The organism is Streptomyces niveiscabiei (genome assembly GCF_001419795.1).
In the GTDB taxonomy this organism is placed as follows: Bacteria; Actinomycetota; Actinomycetes; order Streptomycetales; family Streptomycetaceae; genus Streptomyces; species Streptomyces niveiscabiei.
In genome coordinates this window covers 1-16,165 of sequence record NZ_LIRL01000152.1, presented here as the reverse complement: position 1 = coordinate 16,165, position 16,165 = coordinate 1, and the positions used below count along the sequence as shown (strand labels likewise).

Here is a 16,165-nt window from a genome sequence, read left to right as displayed (position 1 = left end):
AAGGGCTCCGTCACAGCCAGCCAGTCAGCGACCGCAGGAACTCGTCGAGGTGATCCCGGTGGATGGTGTGGCTCGCGCCGCGCACGGTGCGTACCTCGAATCCCCGGCACACCATCTCCTCCCGCATTTCGGAGCTGACGAGCGTGCTGGGATCCGACAGCTGTACGAGAGAGGGGACGAGAGGTGCCTTGGGGGTGTGATCCGTCATGCGGTAAGAGCTCAGTGCGTGCGCGGTCTTCTCGTCCCACGCCTCCAGCGCACGTGTCTCCTCCGTCACGCGCTCGGCGTCCCAGTCCGGCCGGAAACTCCTGACCAGGGACCGGGGGGCACGCTTGAACAAGGCGAAGGCCGCGGGGTCGAGCGTGCCGTGCGGCCCCCCGAGCCGCCACGCGGGCTCGGAATAGACGACGCGTGAGGGCCTCAGCCTCTCCACGGCGAGGGCGAGGGCGAGGGCGCCCAGCGAATGCCCCAGCGCGAGCTCGGCACCTGCGGGCAACGTCTCTGCCAGGTCCTCCGCGAAGAGCTCCGGCGCGTACCCGCCGCGACCGCTGCGTCCGTGCCCTCGTAGGTCGACGGCGACGACGCGGTAGCCTCTGTCCGCCAGTACGGGGCCCACCTCGTGCCAGGTACGGTGGTCGGCCATGAGCCCGTGGACGAGGAGGGCCACTCGCCCCCCGTCTCCCCAAGTCGCCGTGTGCAGGCGCATCCTGTGGACCCTACTCAGCCGGACTGCTGAGATCCTCGCGGGCCGCGGCAGCGAGCTCCCGTACGGCTCTGGCGGAGTCCGCCGATACCCAGACGCGCTCGGCGAACCCGGCCGTCGGATCCGCCTCCATGAGGTTGCGGCCGTAGCGGCCGATGCGGTTCGCCACCGTCTCCAGGACCTGGAGACGGTACGGCCACAACGACTCACGTTTGGCTTCGGCGGACTGGGGTGAGCCCGGAATGAGTACAGGGGTGAGGGCAGGCCCTCCCAGGCGCTCGGACAGCCGGCCGGTGTCGACCACGGCGTCGGTGAACAGGGAGTAGGGCATGTCCTCGTAGAACACCACCCGTTCCGGCTCCACGGACTTGTTCGCCACCAGTTCACAGACTGCCTCGCGAACCAAGAGATGGTCGACGTGACCGCCGACGGCAAGCGGTGCCAGAACGAGGGAGCCGTCGGAAAGTTCGCGGTCCAGGTCGTCCGTGATCCGCTCGAAGAGCTCCGGTTCCGTGCTCCGGACTTCGTCCGCGGCATCCGCGCCCAGCAGGAATCCCTCACGCCACGCAGGGCGGTTGGCGCCGTCCAGGTGCCCCAGCAGGGTGAGGTCCGCACCGAGCACGTGACAGGCCACCCGTTCTTCCTCGATCAGCAGACGGGAGGCGAGCTCCGGACGGTCCTGGTAGTACGGGACGCGTGTCCAGGTCTCGTGGGAGAACACATCGACCACGCGTCCCCCGAAACGGAACACCGTGCTGCCCAGCGCCAGTTGTGCGTCATCCGGATGGGGCGAGACGAACGTCAAGGAGAAGGCGGACGCCGGCCGCGGCGACGGAGCGGCGACCACGAGTCCCGCCGCATGCCAGCGGCCGATCAGCTCACGGTCTGCGGGGCCCCAGGACTCGAGGGGACGGGTGCCGTCGCATCCGGACCACAGGTCCGCCGCGGAGGAGGGAAACGCCGCCGGGTCGACCTCACCGCCGAGGAAGCGCGCAGTCGAGTCGCCGAGTTCCATGTGCGGCAGCCTCGTGGGCCTGTCGGTCAGCGCAAGGGCCTTCGGCAACCGCCTGGACAGGGACATGGCGGGAGGCTGTGACATGGGCAGGAGTATGGCACGACACCCGCATGAAATGATGATCGGAGGAGTGTGGCGTGGCCCTCTCCGGCACATCGGGAAGGGTTGGATCAACATGTACGTACTCGCCTGGGCGCTCACCGAGGACGACCTCGCCTCATTGCGCGAGGCATGTGACCGCACCGGACTGCCGCTGGAGTGCCCTTCGGTGGAGGCCGAGCGGGGAGAGCCACTCGTGCTCCGCGAGGATCTGCTGGGCGCGTTCGTCTCTTCGACCACACCTCTGCCCGAGCCCCTGTCCGCCGAGGACATCAGTCGTACCGGCGCCTATGTCGTGACCGTGCATCACGCGCCCACGCCCGGAGACATGCTGACGGCGTTTCACTCCGGGTCCAGCTTCGCCATGTCCGAACCGCTCGGCACCTCCCGGCTGACCTCCTTCCTGACGTATCTGCGCGATGTCGCAGCCCCGCAGTCGACCCAGGTCCTGGACCTCGACCCGTCCGATGTACTCGCCACGCCGTCCGCCACCGTCCAACTCTCCCCTGCCGAGGGGAAGGCCCTGCGTGCCCTGAGCACCCGCAGGTCGACGATCGTTCCCCGTCCTGAGCTGATGCGTCTTGCCGGCGAGGATCCCCGCGACCTCGTCCAGGCCCTGCAGAAGCGGTTCCGCGAGGTCGGCTCGGGCGCCCAGATCCTCAAGGTGCCGCACATGGGCTTCCGGCTGGTCGGTGAAGTCCGCCTGAAGAGCAATCCGTGACGGAACCCGGCAGCCGTCCGCGCGTCGTAGAGACCTGGTGGGCCCGCCTCGCCGACGGACACGATGGGCTTGTCGGGATGCTCGACCCCGTGGAGCGGGCGAGATACGAGGCCACCCTCGACTCCGGCGACAGACGACGGTTCCTGCTGGGTTGCTCCATGATCCGTATCGGTCTCGGCGACCGGCTCGGTATGCCGCCCGGCGATGTGCCCCTGAAGCGGGTCTGCCCACGCTGTGGAGGGCCGCACGGCAAGGTGGTTCTCGACCTCCCGGCGACCTCCCCCGACACCGACCTCCGCTTCTCCGTCACGCACAGCGGCGACACGGTCGGCGTGGCCTTCGGCCAGGGTGCCGAGGTCGGCCTGGACGTCGAGGAGACCGGCCGCATGCGGAACCTGGAGGTCCTTGCTTCGAGAGTCCTGTCGGAGACCGAACGGGCCGACCTGTTCGGCCGGCCGCCTGCCGAACGACCTCAGGCGTTCCTGCGCTACTGGACGCGCAAGGAGGCCGTGCTGAAGTCCTGGGGTACAGGTCTGCACGTTCCGCTCCACCGCTTGGAGGTCTCCGCCCCCGAGCGGGACCCCGAGGTCCTCGGGTGGCCGGACCAGCCCGACCTGCCCCGCGACCTGCGCCTGATCGATACGCTGGTCGGCGGGCTGCATCCCGCGACGGTCTGTCTCAGCGGAAGCGAAGACGTCATGCTCCTGGAAAGGGACGCAGGCCCTGTCCTGCGTCAGCGCGTTGAGAGTGAGAAGAGGGCCGTGGCATAGGCGGGGGGCTCTGACTCACTCACGGAGCGGCTCTCGTACATTGATCGAGCGGGCCTCAGCGCAGTTCCGCCACCGTCGACACGTGCTCGACGAGTTCGTGCGGGACATCGAGCACGGCTCGATACGGAGCCGACAGGGCCCCTCGGGTTGCCGCTGTGGTGAGTGAGATCACCACGCCGACGATGAGGGGCCCTGTCTCGTCACCAAGCCTTTCGACCAGCCCATTTCATCCTGCGGAGCAGGATGGAAGAGGTTCGGTGAGAGATCCTTTATCCGCTGAGCCGGATGACCTTTCCCATCTCGGTCGTCGCGAGCGTCGATACCGCCTTGAAGACGTGCGGAAGACGAGGTGGCGAGAGCCGCTCGGCACAGTGACGCTCCAGCTCGACCAGGTCGACGGAGTCCGGCGTGACGATCGCGTTTATTCGCTGCCCAAGATATTCATCGGTCACACCGTGCACCAGACAGGAGCGGACTGCGGGAAACCCGAGAATGACCGCCTCGATCTCCTCGGGGCTCACCTTCGCGCCCGCGACGTTGATGCAGTTGGAAACTCTCCCCACCAACACCAGCCCGTCCTGGGTGATCCGGCCGAGGTCTCCGGTAACGAATCCCGGTCCGGTGACGGCGTCGGTATCGAGTCCGGCCCCGTCGGCATACCCCAGCATCGCCATCGGGGAGGAGACCGTGACCAGGCCGGTGTCCGGCGCGGCTGCCGCCCCATCGGCGGACGGGTCCGGCGCCAGCCGGACCGCCACACCCGGCAGTGTCGGGCCGAGTGAGCGAAGCACGACATCCGGCGAGGTAGGTGCGGTCACGCAGATGGGCCCGGTCTCGGTCGTCCCGTAGACCTGTCCCAGCCGGGCCCGCAGTGCCGTGTCCACCATCTCGGCGGTGCGTTGGTCGACCGGCATACCAGCCGTCATCAACCGGGCCTCGCTTGCGCCCGAACGCGCCCTCGACGCCTTGGCGAGCACTCGCAGCATGGGCGGCACCAGCGGCACCAGGCAGGCACCGGCGGCATCCATGTGATTGAGCAGCGAGCGGGGCCGGTCGGCCGGGACGTACCGGACTGGCGTCCCCGACAGTGTTGCGGCGAGGACGCACAACCCGAAGCCGTACGCGTGATGGAGCGGGACCGGGCAGAGGATCGTCTCATCCGGCGTCAGGCCGAGCACGGCTGAGTAGGCTTCTGCCTCCACGGCCAGTGCGTCGGCCGGACGCAGCGCCAGTCGCTGCCGCCCGGTGGTTCCCGACGTGAGCTGCCCGCTGGCCGCGCCGTGGTTGTCCACGACGGTGTGCTGGGCACAGGAACTGAGCCGCCGAGGTCCGATCGAGGCCCGGACCTGGCCCAGACGAAGCGGAGAGTCTTCGGCGGCGGCGAGGTGGGTCAGGCTGGCCACCGCATCCAGGCGGTCCAGCTCCCACGGGCTCACCCGGCGCGGCAGCGGAACCACGACCGCTCCCAGTCCCAGGACCGCGAAGACATCGGTGATGAACTCCAGTGGCGGCCACGCCACGGCGCCGACGCGCTGGGCCTCCTGAACACCCGCCCGCCGGTACGCATCCGTCTTGGACTGTATGAGCGCGGCGACTTCGGCGCCGGTGGCGGCGTGTACGCCGTCGTCGATGAGCATCCGCTCGCCGTGCTGGTCCGCCCGTGCGCACACCATGGCAGCCAGGCGGGCGCCATCCGGTCCGCTGTTGGACGGAGTCGCGTTCACCGGCGCAGGCCCGACAGCGCCAGTCGCAGCGTGGCGACCACCTTGGCGAGGTCGTCGTGAGTGTGCGCGGTGCTCAGGAACCACGGCTCGAGCGGGTTGGGGTGGAAGTAGAGGCCGAGCGTCTGCGCGGCCATCTGCAGCTGGCGGTGACCGTCGAAGTCGATCGCCGCCCTTACCTCCCGCAGTGGGGCGGAAGGATCGACCGGACGGGTCAGCAACGCGACCGACATGAGGCTGCCGGCGCGCTGCACGAGCACGTGCCGGTCCTCGGCGGCGAACGCCTCGTGGATCTGGCCCTGTGCGTACTCTCCGAGGGCTTCGAGGTCCGCATACACCTGCGGCCGCCGGCGAATCTTCTCCAGCGTGCTGACCACCGCGCGGACCGACGCGTGATTGCCCGCGTATACGCCGGCGTGCAGTGCCTTGTTCTCGGCAAGCAGCGCCATCACCTCGCGGCTGCCGCCGAACGCTGCGACCGGTATTCCGCCGCCGAGGACCTTGGACAGGATCGTCAGATCCGGCGTCACCTCGTACCGCTGCTGGGCACCACCGAGTGCCACCCGGAATCCGGTGATGACCTCGTCGAAGATCAGGATGCTGCCATGGCGCCTGGTGATTTCGCGCAGCTGGCCGAGGTAGCCCGGCAGGGGAAGGACCACCCCTGAATTGCCCATGACCGGCTCGGCGATGACGGCGGCGATCCGGTCGCCATGGCTGGCGAAGACCTCTTCCAGGGCGTCGGGGTCGTTCCACGGTATCTGCAGGGTGCTGTTCAGCGCCTCTGGAATCATGCCGAGCGCGCCGGGGGCGGGCGGGCCGTCGCCCTGGCGGGCCGGCTCGGAGCCGAGCTTTCCGGCCCGCAGCACCGTTTCGCTCCACCCGTGGTAGTGCCCCTCGAACGTCAGCAACAGGGGCCGCTCAGTCGTGGCGCGGGCCAGGCGGATGGCCGAAGTGATGGCTTCGGTACCCGAGTTGGCGAATCGGACCTGCTCGATCGACGGCATGAGTTCGGTGATGAGTTCACCGGCCCTGTAGTCGAGCTCATGGGGAAACCCCGTCATATGGCCATTGCGGAACTGCTCGGCGACATCGTCGAGCACCTCGTGATCCGCGTAGCCGAACAAGTGTGGACCGTAGCCCATGTTGAGATCGATGAGCATGTTGCCCTCGACGTCCCACAGCTGACAGCCTTCGGCACGCCGCACCACCAGCGGGCGGGGGATCGCCACCGCGCGCATCGTGCTGCTCACCCCGCCGGCGACCACCGCGGAGATCCTGCGGTAGGTCTCTTCGTTGGTGATTTGCTCGGTTTGGCGGTCGTTCAAAGTGGGCCTCCTATGTACTCAGATGTGCCGCGAGGGTCTCGAGTGGAATGTCTCCGCAGAGGAAGTCGCCGACCATCGCAAGTGGCGGCCGACCCTGGCGCTCGGCAACGGTACGCCAGAACGCAGGCAGCACTTGACTGACGTCTCCCCTGGCCAGCGGCAGGTGGTACGCCGTCGCGTCGATCGACGTGAACTGGGCGCCGGCCGCCATGAGGCGCAGCCCGAGCTCGAGGTCTTCGCCACCCCATCGACGGTCGTAGTGCGTGTCGAAGCCATTCACTTTCTCGAACAGTGCCCGCGGCATGCTGGTGTTGGTGCCGATGCACAGCAGCCAGCGCAGCGACTCGTACCGATCGTCGGCCACCACGGCCTGTGCGGTCCGCTCGATGAATGATCGGCGTGGACCCAGCCGTCGCGCCGCGAGTGGGAGGTTTCCGAGATCTTCCAGCTCGAGATGCCTGTCCCGCAGGCCGGTCAGGCGGCGGGCCGGTGGCACTGGCTCTGCGGCGGAGGTGAAGGCAGTGAGGTCGATGACGACTCCGTGCGCGACGGTGACCTCGTTCCGGCTATGGGCCAGTATGTGCCGTTCGATCACGAGATCGTCGGCCACGGTGTCGTCGTCGAGGAAGAGAAGGAGCTGTCCGCGCGCCGCTCGCGCTCCGGCGTTACGCGCGCTCGCCGCCCCCAATCCGCCGGTGTGGATGGTGCGCAGGGGAAGTGGCCGGTCGAGCGAATCCGTCACATCGGCGATGGTGCGGCGGTCGGCGCTGTCGTCCACAACTATGACCTCGAACTGATCCGAGGTTATCTGCCGGCACAGCGCGGACAGGGTGAGGAAGAGGCGGGTGGGGCGGCCGACGCTGGGTACCACGACACTGACTGCCGGTTTGTCAGTCGATGTCACTATGTCAACCCCGATGCGACAAGCATTAGCTGCACCCCATGTCAGAAGATCGGCATTACTGTATACCGCGCCTCTCTCCATCAGCCACCGGTGATGCCCCTGACCTTGCCTTTTGAGGGGCTGTTGGCTTTCCGGGCTCGAGGGCCGCGGTGGAGGCCCTGCAGTTGACGGTGACTCGCCTGCCGGCGCGGGGATGGGCGGTGGAGCCGGGACGGTTCATTCATCCACCGCTCGGGCGGCGGTGCGGTCCCCGGGTCAACCCACTCAACTCCGCGGCAGATAGCAATACTTCGACAGCACGAAGCCCCGGAGACACGAAAACACCCCAGCCACTTTCACCTCTCCTTTCCGACGCGGCACACCAGGTTCCTCAACTCTCATATTGATCCGAAATGGTTCGGGTTCTGGGGCGTTGTTGGTGTGTGAGCGATCTGGTGGGGGACGCGCGGTATCTGTCGCCGTCGGTGCAGGAGGCTCTGCGGTTGCGGGTGGTGGCCGCGTTGGTGGCGGGGCGGGAGCGTGAGGAGGTGGCGGCAGTCTTCGGGGTGTCACTGAAGGCCATCGACGGGTGGTGGGCAAAGTGGCAGGCCGGCGGCGGGAGGCGCTGGTCGTGCAGCCGCGTGGCAAGCCGGGCGGGGTGCATCAGGTGCTCGGGGAGGCCGGGCAGGCCGCTGTGCGGCAGGCGGTCCTCGATCACCGGCCCTGCGACATGGGTTTGAGCGGGCAGTTGTGGACGCGGCGGCGTCCGGACAAGCGGGCCGGGCTCACCTGACCGCAGCCGGGATCGAACAGCCCCTTCGCTCTGAGACTCAGAGACCTACGCATTACGAGACCATGAGCGATCATGTTGCGGGGTGCCTCATTGTGCTGCATGGTGACGTTTTGCCTGATCAGAGCACATCCGACAGGTTGACCCGTGCCACCCCGTGATGCACCGTCCAAAGGCGTCTGTCCACCGGCTGTCCACCGGGGCTCGCCTCGTCAGCATGAACCGTTCCCCGCAAGCCACCGTCATGCCGCATGGCCGATCACAGGTCGTCGGCCACGAGGCGGACCCCCGTCACCAGCGCCGGAAGGATGCGTACCGCGTGTTCCATGGTCCGGTCGGCCCAGGGACGCAACAGCGTGTCGTACAGGGCGAGTTCGGACGGGTCCGTGACGAGGTGGGCGTAGCCGGTGACGACGACGCTCCAGCCGAGGTGGGTGCGGGGGTCGATGTCGTCGGCCTCGTAGGCGACGACGACGCCGTTGGCGTCGGTGTGGGTGGCGTGCAGGGTGAGGGCGGCGTGTTCGTGGGTGCGGATGACGAGGGCGCCGTCGACGACGACGTGGTTGACCGGCCGGATGGTCGGCAGGGCCTGCCGGGTGAAGACGACGCGTCCGAGGGAGACGCTGCCCAGCAGCCGCAGCGCCTCGGCGCTGTCGAGTTCGACGCTTCTGCGCGCGGGGACCGGGGTCGGGGTGTGGGTGGGGTCGTCGGTCATGGTGAGTTTCTGTGCGGCGGTGGCGGTGTTCGGTCGTACGGGCGGAGCGGCACCACGGGGGCGGGTGCCGCTCCTGTCTCCACTGTCCCGCCGGAAAGGTCCCGGCTCGGGGACCGGTCGGCCCTTCATGTCCCGGGGGCCGTGCGCCAGGGCGGTGGCGTGTGCGTCCGGCGGTGGGCGGCCTGTCCGGCGCGCGCGAGGACCCGGTCCTCCAGCCGGTCGGCGAGTTCCCGCGCGGTGGCCTCCTCCGCGTGGACGACGAGGACCGTGCCGTGCACCAGGAGCCGGGCCGTGGCGCACCAGGGCCGCCGGATGTGGCGGGCCTGTGCCCTGACCACGGTCAGCGCGCCCTCGGCGGCCAGACCGAGACGTCCGCAGGCCGCGTCGAGCTTGGCGAGGAGCCGGGTGACCTCGTCCTCGCCGACCTCGCCCTGCGCTCTGACCCGTACGGCCCCGTGTGCCGCCATGTGCCTCACGTCCTTCCGCTCGTGCGACGGGTCCAGCCTCGTACGGCGGGTGTGCGCGCGGCAGGTGCTGTCCGGTCCCGATCCGAGGGCCGGTCGGCCCTGGCGGAGGACTTGGCCCGTTCTCGGTGTCCGGGCCCTGTCCCGGCCGCTACTTTGGGCCTCACCGGAAAGGCCGGGACGCGGAGTTGCCGAGGAGTGCGGGTGGGAAGTGCCGAGGAGGCCCGGGTACGGCTGCCTCAGCTGCGGCTGGACGAACTGCTGGACGAGTTGCAGGTGCGGCTGGACGCGGCGAGGGGGACCCGGGACCGGGTGCACAGCCTGCTGGAGGCGGTGCTGTCGGTCGGCCGGGAGCTGGATCTGGAGCAGGCGTTGCGGAGCATCGTGGAGGCGGCGGCGGTGCTGGTGGACGCCGAGTACGCCGCGCTCGGCGTGATCGGTCCCGACGGCAAGCGGCTGTCGGCGTTCCACACAGTGGGCATCAGTGCCGAGCAGATCGCGGAGATCGGCCCGTACCCGGAGGGGCACGGCATCCTGGGTGAGCTGATCCGCCACCCCGAGCCGCTGCGGCTGGCGAAGATCTCCGATCATCCGGCGTCGTACGGCTTCCCGCCGCACCACCCGCCGATGAACACGTTCCTCGGCGTCCCGATCCGGGTGCGCGACCAGGTGTTCGGCAACCTGTACCTCACGGAGAAGCGCGGCGGGGTCCTGTTCGACGAGGAGGACGTCTCGGTGACGGCGACCCTCGCGGTCGCGGCGGGGGTGGCGATCGACAACGCCCGCCTGTACGCGGAGTCGCGGCTTCGGGAGCGGTGGCTGGGCGCGAACACGGAGATCACGCACCGGCTGATGTCGGGCGACGGCCGGACGGCGGTGCTGGGTCTGATCGCCGAGCGGGCGAGGGACATCACGGGTGCGGCGCTGGCCGTCGTCGCGATGCCGATGGAGGACACCGGGTCGTTCACGGTGGAGCTGGCGATCGGTCAGGAGGCGGACGCGCTGCGCGGTCTGGTGCTGTCCACCGAGGGGGGCCTGGTCGGTACGGCGTTCACTCGTAGGAGTGCCGTCACGAGCGACGAGCGGCTGTCTCTCGTGCCCTCCCTCGGTCCGTCCGTGGCCGTGCCGGTCGGGACCGGCGACGACGGGGTGCGCGGTGTGCTGCTGCTGGTGCGCGAGGCGGGACGGGTGCCGTTCACCGGGAAGGAGATCGAGCCGCTCCAGGTGTTCGCCGCGCAGGCGGCCATCGCGATGGAGCTGGCGGAGCGGCGCCGGGACGCCGAGGAGATCGCGGTGCTCAAGGACCGTGACCGCATCGCCCGTGACCTCCACGACCTGGCGATCCAGCGGCTGTTCGCGACGGGGATGACGTTGCAGAGCGCGGGTCGCTTCATCGAGCACTCGGAGGCGTCCGAGCGGGTGCTGCGCGCGGTGGACGACCTCGACGAGACCATCAAGATCATCCGTTCGACGATCTTCGGGCTGCGGGCGCGGGAGGGCGTCTCCGGTACCGGACTGCGGGCCCGCGCGGTCCGCGTCGTCGGCGAGGCGGCCCTCTCGCTCGGGTTCGCGCCGAGTTTCCGCATGGAGGGTCTCATCGACACGGACGTACCGAAGGAGATCGCCGACCATGTCGTCGCGGTTCTCTCCGAGGCCCTGACGAACGTCGCCCGGCACGCCCACGCGGATGCGGCGGAGGTGACCCTCACGACGGACGGCCGCGAGCTGACCCTGACCGTCCATGACGACGGCGACGGCATCCCGGCCGAGGGACGGCGCAGCGGGTTGCTCAACATGGAGGAGCGTGCGCTGGAGCTGGGCGGCCGGCTGGAGTGGGACTGTCCCGACGGAGGCGGTACGACGCTGGTGTGGCGGGTGCCGGTGGCCGCTCCGTAGCGCGCCGGGGCCGACCGGCTCACTGCTTCTCCAACTCTCGCGCGTCACCCTGAAGTTGACAGCCACAGAGAGGAGGAAACGCATGCGCACGGCATCCGCGTCAAGGAACACCTGGCGGACGGCGCGTACGTGCTGCGCGCCGAGGGACACCGTACGGAGTTCCGCTACGGCACGTTCGCGCGCAGCGTCCGGCTGCCCCTCGGAGCGAGAGGATCACCACAGCCGCACGGGTGCGCGGCCGGTTCGAGGCGGCAGCGGACGTCGACCACGCCCTCGACGGTCCGCGCCAGCCGTCCGGCCGCGTCCAGCGAGGTGCTGTCGGCGGCGCTCCCGGTCAGGGTGACGACGCCGTCGACGGCCTCGACCCCGATCCGGTCGCCGGCGATCTCGGCGATCGACTGCCTTACCTCCGCGGCGAGTTCGCGGTCTTCCCGCAGGAACACCTTCAGCAGGTCGGCGCGGCTGACGACGCCTTCGAGGTAGCCCTCGGCGTCGATGACGTACAGCCGCTTGACCTGGCGGCGGGCCATGATGCGCGCGGCCTCCGGCACGGTGGCGTCGGCGTGCACGGTCACGGCGGGCGCGCTCATCGACTCCCCGGCGGTCAGCGCGCCGGCCTTCGCCAGGTCGGTGAGCCGCTCTCGCCGGACAGCGCGGTCGGGGACGCGGTCGCGGAACTCCTCCTTGGGCAGCAGGTCGGCTTCGGAGACGACACCGATGACCCTGCCGTCGCCCTCCAGGACGGGGACGGCGTCGACCTGCCACCGCTCCATCAGCGTGACGACGTCCTTGAAGAGGGTCTCCCGGCCGACGGCGACCACCGTGCGGGTCATCACGTCGCGAACGGTGTACGGGCCGGTGTCCATGGGGTCCTCCGCGGTCGTGACCTGTCCTGTCGCCTCCAGCGTGGGGGCGGGCGTCTCGCGCGGGCCACGGGCCGCTCGGTCCCGGCGACGGGCCGTACGGCCCTGCCCGGCGGGGCCGGTGCGCGGGCCGTTCGCCCCCTGCGCCGGGCACGGCGCGGACGTTGACTGGAAGCACAGGGGGAAGGGACCCGCCGAGGAAGGGTGAGGACAGTGGGCACGAGTCTCACACCGGAGTTCTGGGAGCGCTTCGCGATCCTGCTGGCCATGGCGATCGTGGTGACGGTCGTGCTGAGCGCGGCACTGGATGCGCTCGTCGTCCGGCTGCGCCACCGGCCCCCGCGGCGGCCTCGGCTCCCCCGTACTCCCGCACACCGCTGACACCCCGGTCCGAGCGCCCTCGTCCCTGTGCAGGACGGGTTGTACGGCGATGCCGACGCGTTCGCCGAGTGTCTTGAGGAGGCTGTCCTCAAGGACGCGTGCAGCAGACGGGCCTGCCCGGCCGCCCGGTACAGGGCGGCCGGGGACTCCTCCGAACCGTCGACGCCCACCACGGCCGCGAACCAGGGCCGGCCTGGGGCCGGTTGTCGTCGTGTCGCGCGCCCGCACATCTGCCGGCACCGCTCCGTGACCCACGTCACATCTGGCTCCTGTCAGGAATCGGGTCGCTGTCCCGCTCAAGTCACCAGAGGCAAGCGAACCGACAGGAGCGAGACATGAAGCACCGCATCGTCGTCCTCGGCGCCGGCTACGCCGGGGCCTACGTGGCCGGGACCCTGGCCCGTCGGCTGTCGCCCGCGGACACCGAGATCACCGTGGTCAACGCCGAGCCGGACTTCGTCCAGCGGCTGCGGCTGCACCAGCTCGCGGCCGGCCAGGACATCGAGGCCCCGCAGCTCGCCGACGTCTTCGCGGGCACAGCGGTACGGCTGCGCCGGGCCCGTGTCACCGCCGTCGACCCCGAGCGCCAGGTCGTCGCCGTGGCCGATACCGACGGCGGCGGCGAGCTCGGCTACGACACGCTCCTCTACGCGCTCGGCAGTCACGGCGCGGACCACAACGTCCCTGGCGTGGCCGAGCACGCCTTCGACGTCGCCACCCGGCCCTCCGCGCTGCGCCTGCGCGAGCGCCTGGACAGCCTGAGCAGGCGGGACGCAGGTGGGAGCGTCCTGGTCGTCGGCGACGGGCTGACCGGCATCGAGACCGCCACCGAGATCGCCGAATCCCGGCCCGGCCTGTCGGTGACACTGGTCGCACGCGGCGAGCTGGGCGCCCCGCTCTCCGCCGGAGCCCGCGGCCACCTGCGCCGGACCTGCGACCGGCTGCGCATCACCGTCTTGGAACACACCAGCGTCGAAGCCGTCGAAACGGCGCGGGTGCTGTGCGCCGACGGCACCGCCCTGGCCTCCGACGCCACCGTGTGGACGGCCGGGTTCGCGGTCAGCCCCATCGCCACCGCGAGCGGACTGGAGGTCACCGAGGACGGCCGGATCGTCGTCGACCGCACCATGCGGTCGGTCTCGCACCCGAACGTCTACGCCGCCGGCGACAGCACCTACGCCATCGGCGACAACGGCCGGCCGCTGCCGATGTCCTGCGCCTCGGCCGGGTACACCGGCCGTCAGGCCACGGACGCGATCGTGGGACGCCTGACCGGGCGCGAGATCGCCAACTCCAAGCTGGAGTACGTCGGGAACCACATCAGCCTCGGGCGGCGGGACGGGATCCTCCAGATGGTCGACGAGCAGGGGCAGGCGAAGCCCACGTACATGGGTGGCCGGAAGGCCGCACGGATCAAGGCGGGCATCGTCAGGATGTCCCTGTGGGCCACCGAGCACCCGACCTTCGGCCTGCCCAAGCGCAAGCACCACCTGGCCGCCGCGCCGGACGCGTCCCCCGCCGAGAAGGCGATCGCGTAGCCGCGCCCTCCACCCCCTTGGTCAATACGGCAATCCACCGGGGCTCGGGCCGTGTTCCGGCGTCGGATCCGAAACCCCGCTCCCCGGTGCTGAACTCCCTCCTCCGAAGGAGAAGCCATGTCCGCTCAGGCCGCGACCGCAGCCGACGCGCCGCCCTCCCCCTGGCCAGCGGTGGTCGGGGCGGTCGCCTTGCTCACGGTGACCATCAGCCTGCTGCTCACCGCCTTCGCCTGGCCGTCGGTACGCTCATCGGTGCATGACGTGCCGATCGCTGTCGCCGGGCCCGCTGCCGCCGTCAAGCGGATCACTCCCGTACTCGACCGACGGTCTCCCGGCGGCTTCAAGGTCACCGAGGTCGCCGACACCGCCGCCGCCGAACAGTTGATCCGCGACCGCAAGGTGTACGGGGCGATCGACCTGAGCTCCGGCACCCCACAGATCATCACCGCATCGGCCGGAAGCACCGCCGTCGCCCAGACCCTGAACACCCTCGCGACCGGCCTCAGCCAGGCCCAGGGATCCGGCACCGCTGCCGCCGCCCGCGACCTCGTACCGCTGCCGGCCGACGACCCGCGCGGCGCCGGACTGGCCGCCGGAGCCCTCCCGCTGGTCATGGGCGGCCTGCTCGCCGTCCTGCTGCTGACCAGGCTCGTCCACGGCAGCGTCCACCGCGTCACCGGAGCACTCTCCTTCGCTCTCACCGGCGGACTTGCCGCAGCAGCGATCCTGCAGTTCTGGCTCGGCTCACTCGACGGTCCCTACTGGGCCAACTCCGGCGCCGTCGCCCTGACCATCGCGGCCACCTCACTGACCGTCATGGGGCTCGAGTCACTGCTCGGGTACACCGGCTTCGGCCTCGGCGCCGCCGCCATGATGCTCATGGGCAACCCCCTCTCGGGCACCGCGACCGCACCCGAGATGCTGCCCGGCTGGTCCGGCGCCCTCGGCCAACTGCTACCGCCCGGGGCCGGCGTCCGGCTGCTGCGCTCCACCGCCTTCTTCGACGGCCACGGCGCCGGCGCCGCCGTCACCGTCCTGGCGACGTGGTTCGCGCTCGGCACGGTGCTGTGCCTGGCCGGCAGCCTCCGCCGCCGTTCCACCGCCACGGCCGCGGACCCCGCAGCACGGCCGGCGCAGTTGCCGACTGCCAGAGGTGTCCGCACCACGGGAAACGGAGCGTCCTAGGGTGGCCCGCATGGACAGCACCGCCGCGGATCTCTTCGACACCAGTCGGTTCGAGGCCAGCCGCGGCCGGCTGGCCTCGCTGGCGTACCGGCTGCTGGGCTCCGCCACCGACGCCGAAGACGCGGTGCAGGACGCGTTCTTGCACTGGCAGGCCGCGGACCGGCAGCGGATCAAGGTACCGGAGGCGTGGCTGACCAAGGTCGTCACCAACCTGTGCCTGGACCGGCTTCGCTCGGCACAGGCCCGCCGCGAACGCATCGCCGGTGCCTGGCTGCCCGAACCGCTCCTCGACGGCGACCCGATGCTCGGCCCGGCCGACACGTTCGAGCAGCGGGAATCGGTCTCCCTTGCCCTGCTGACGCTCATGGAGCGCCTGTCCCCCGTCGAACGGGCCGTCTACGTCCTGCGCGAGGCGTTCGCCTACGGCCACGCCGAGGTCGCCGAGATCCTCGACATCACCGAGTCCGCGAGCCAGCAGCACCTCCACCGGGCCCGGCGCCGCATCACCGCCGTCCGCAGCGGCGGTACCGAAACCGACCCCGCATCCGCCCGCAGAATCGTCGAGGAGTTCCTCGCCGCCGCCACCTCAGGCCGCACCGAACGGCTGGTGGCACTGCTCACCGACGACGCGACCGCGGTCTCCGACGGCGCCGGCGGCCTGGCCACGACGCTGCTGCGGTACGACACTCCGCAGCGCATCGCCGCCGTCGTACGGGCCGGCTTGAAACCCACAGAAGCGAAGCGGCGGATGGTTGGTGGCACGCCGGCCATCCACTACGCGCTCGTCAACGGTGCCCCGGCCATTCTCTTCGTGCTCGGCGAGCAGGTCGTCGGCTCCACGATGTTCGACATCATCCACGGCAAGATCGCAACCATGCACGGCATCGCCGCCCCCCACCGCCTTGCCCGTCTCGCTGAAGCCTGGCGGCAGCAGGAACCGGAGGCGCCGCTCATCTCCCAGTGGTGACCCGGCCGCCCCCGCGGGCTCCCCGTGCCGGACCGGCAAGGGCAAGGTGGCCATCCAGTACCGCACCGCCCGCTTCCGCCTCGTGCCCCACCTCGCCAAGGCGCTCAGCATGCCGGGCCCGGCATG

General features: G+C 70.3%; 17 protein-coding genes and 2 pseudogenes. 10 read left to right on the top strand and 9 right to left on the bottom strand.

From position 1 onward, the window contains the following. Nucleotides 1–10: 10 nt before the first annotated feature. Both AOK24_RS08245 and AOK24_RS08240 read right to left on the bottom strand, forming a co-directional pair. Nucleotides 11–706 (bottom strand): alpha/beta fold hydrolase, encoded by a 696-nt coding sequence (locus AOK24_RS08245; protein ID WP_055719389.1) that lies wholly within the window; start codon nt 704–706, stop codon nt 11–13. A gap of 10 nt (nt 707–716) precedes the next feature. Further along, nucleotides 717–1,802 carry a PIG-L deacetylase family protein gene (locus tag AOK24_RS08240; protein ID WP_159051818.1) on the bottom strand — a complete coding sequence of 362 codons (1,086 nt, stop codon included), beginning with the start codon at nt 1,800–1,802 and terminating at the stop codon, nt 717–719. A gap of 91 nt (nt 1,803–1,893) precedes the next feature. Between AOK24_RS08240 and AOK24_RS48365 the strand changes: the two genes are divergently transcribed. Next, a complete protein-coding gene (locus AOK24_RS48365) occupies nt 1,894–2,538 on the top strand; it encodes a hypothetical protein (RefSeq protein ID WP_159051817.1) in 645 nt (214 codons plus the stop codon). Next, complete coding sequence (locus tag AOK24_RS08230; RefSeq protein ID WP_055719386.1) at nt 2,535–3,308, top strand: 4'-phosphopantetheinyl transferase family protein; 774 nt, start codon at nt 2,535–2,537, stop codon at nt 3,306–3,308. Before AOK24_RS48365 ends, AOK24_RS08230 begins: the two co-directional genes overlap by 4 nt. Nucleotides 3,309–3,384: 76 nt before the next feature. Here the strand turns inward: AOK24_RS08230 and AOK24_RS52655 are convergent. The 4 genes and pseudogenes from AOK24_RS52655 to AOK24_RS08215 form a co-directional block, all read right to left on the bottom strand. After that, a pseudogene (locus AOK24_RS52655) lies at nt 3,385–3,483 on the bottom strand (IS5/IS1182 family transposase); the annotation flags it as partial. A 94-nt stretch (nt 3,484–3,577) separates the two neighbouring features. Beyond that, the gene (locus AOK24_RS08225) at nt 3,578–4,981 is read right to left on the bottom strand and encodes a class I adenylate-forming enzyme family protein (RefSeq protein ID WP_055719385.1); all 1,404 of its coding nucleotides are present in this window, start codon (nt 4,979–4,981) and stop codon (nt 3,578–3,580) included. Nucleotides 4,982–5,028: 47 nt separating this feature from the next. Further along, nucleotides 5,029–6,357 carry an aspartate aminotransferase family protein gene (locus tag AOK24_RS08220; protein ID WP_055719384.1) on the bottom strand — a complete coding sequence of 443 codons (1,329 nt, stop codon included), beginning with the start codon at nt 6,355–6,357 and terminating at the stop codon, nt 5,029–5,031. 10 nt (nt 6,358–6,367) lie between these two features. Then, nucleotides 6,368–7,342 (bottom strand): glycosyltransferase, encoded by a 975-nt coding sequence (locus tag AOK24_RS08215; protein ID WP_079056715.1) that lies wholly within the window; start codon nt 7,340–7,342, stop codon nt 6,368–6,370. Between the two features lie 311 nt (nt 7,343–7,653). On the opposite strand from AOK24_RS08215, the pseudogene AOK24_RS52650 reads away from it, so the two are divergent. Together AOK24_RS52650 and AOK24_RS08210 are read left to right on the top strand one after the other, a co-directional pair. After that, a pseudogene (locus AOK24_RS52650) lies at nt 7,654–7,803 on the top strand (hypothetical protein); the annotation flags it as partial. A 29-nt stretch (nt 7,804–7,832) separates the two neighbouring features. Next, entirely contained in the window at nt 7,833–8,033 is a 201-nt protein-coding gene (locus tag AOK24_RS08210; protein WP_420876659.1) for a hypothetical protein, read from the top strand. A gap of 256 nt (nt 8,034–8,289) precedes the next feature. On the opposite strand, the gene AOK24_RS08205 is transcribed toward AOK24_RS08210, so the two are convergent. Together AOK24_RS08205 and AOK24_RS08200 are read right to left on the bottom strand one after the other, a co-directional pair. Next, nucleotides 8,290–8,745, bottom strand: a complete 456-nt coding sequence (locus tag AOK24_RS08205; RefSeq protein WP_055719382.1) for a pyridoxamine 5'-phosphate oxidase family protein — start codon at nt 8,743–8,745, stop codon at nt 8,290–8,292. A 125-nt stretch (nt 8,746–8,870) separates the two neighbouring features. After that, a complete protein-coding gene (locus AOK24_RS08200) occupies nt 8,871–9,212 on the bottom strand; it encodes a hypothetical protein (RefSeq protein WP_055719381.1) in 342 nt (113 codons plus the stop codon). 201 nt (nt 9,213–9,413) lie between these two features. Here AOK24_RS08200 and AOK24_RS08195 point away from each other — a divergent pair, with 201 nt between their 5' ends. Then, entirely contained in the window at nt 9,414–11,105 is a 1,692-nt protein-coding gene (locus AOK24_RS08195; RefSeq protein WP_055719380.1) for a GAF domain-containing sensor histidine kinase, read from the top strand. Between the two features lie 164 nt (nt 11,106–11,269). Here the strand turns inward: AOK24_RS08195 and AOK24_RS08190 are convergent, their stop codons facing one another. Continuing rightward, a complete protein-coding gene (locus AOK24_RS08190; RefSeq protein ID WP_055719379.1) occupies nt 11,270–11,971 on the bottom strand; it encodes a CBS domain-containing protein in 702 nt (233 codons plus the stop codon). Nucleotides 11,972–12,181: 210 nt separating this feature from the next. Here AOK24_RS08190 and AOK24_RS49165 point away from each other — a divergent pair, with 210 nt between their 5' ends. The 5 genes from AOK24_RS49165 to AOK24_RS52645 form a co-directional block, all read left to right on the top strand. Beyond that, on the top strand, nt 12,182–12,349 hold the full coding sequence (locus AOK24_RS49165; protein WP_167376817.1) for a hypothetical protein: 168 nt from the start codon (nt 12,182–12,184) through the stop codon (nt 12,347–12,349). Between the two features lie 335 nt (nt 12,350–12,684). Continuing rightward, nucleotides 12,685–13,887 carry an NAD(P)/FAD-dependent oxidoreductase gene (locus AOK24_RS08185; RefSeq protein WP_055719378.1) on the top strand — a complete coding sequence of 401 codons (1,203 nt, stop codon included), beginning with the start codon at nt 12,685–12,687 and terminating at the stop codon, nt 13,885–13,887. A 117-nt stretch (nt 13,888–14,004) separates the two neighbouring features. After that, nucleotides 14,005–15,072 carry an ABC transporter permease gene (locus AOK24_RS08180; RefSeq protein ID WP_206191161.1) on the top strand — a complete coding sequence of 356 codons (1,068 nt, stop codon included), beginning with the start codon at nt 14,005–14,007 and terminating at the stop codon, nt 15,070–15,072. A 10-nt stretch (nt 15,073–15,082) separates the two neighbouring features. Then, a complete protein-coding gene (locus AOK24_RS08175) occupies nt 15,083–16,039 on the top strand; it encodes a sigma-70 family RNA polymerase sigma factor (RefSeq protein ID WP_055719427.1) in 957 nt (318 codons plus the stop codon). Next, on the top strand, nt 15,975–16,165 hold a 191-nt coding region (locus AOK24_RS52645), incomplete at its 3' end, for a zinc finger domain-containing protein (protein ID WP_420876657.1). The genes AOK24_RS08175 and AOK24_RS52645, both read left to right, overlap by 65 nt.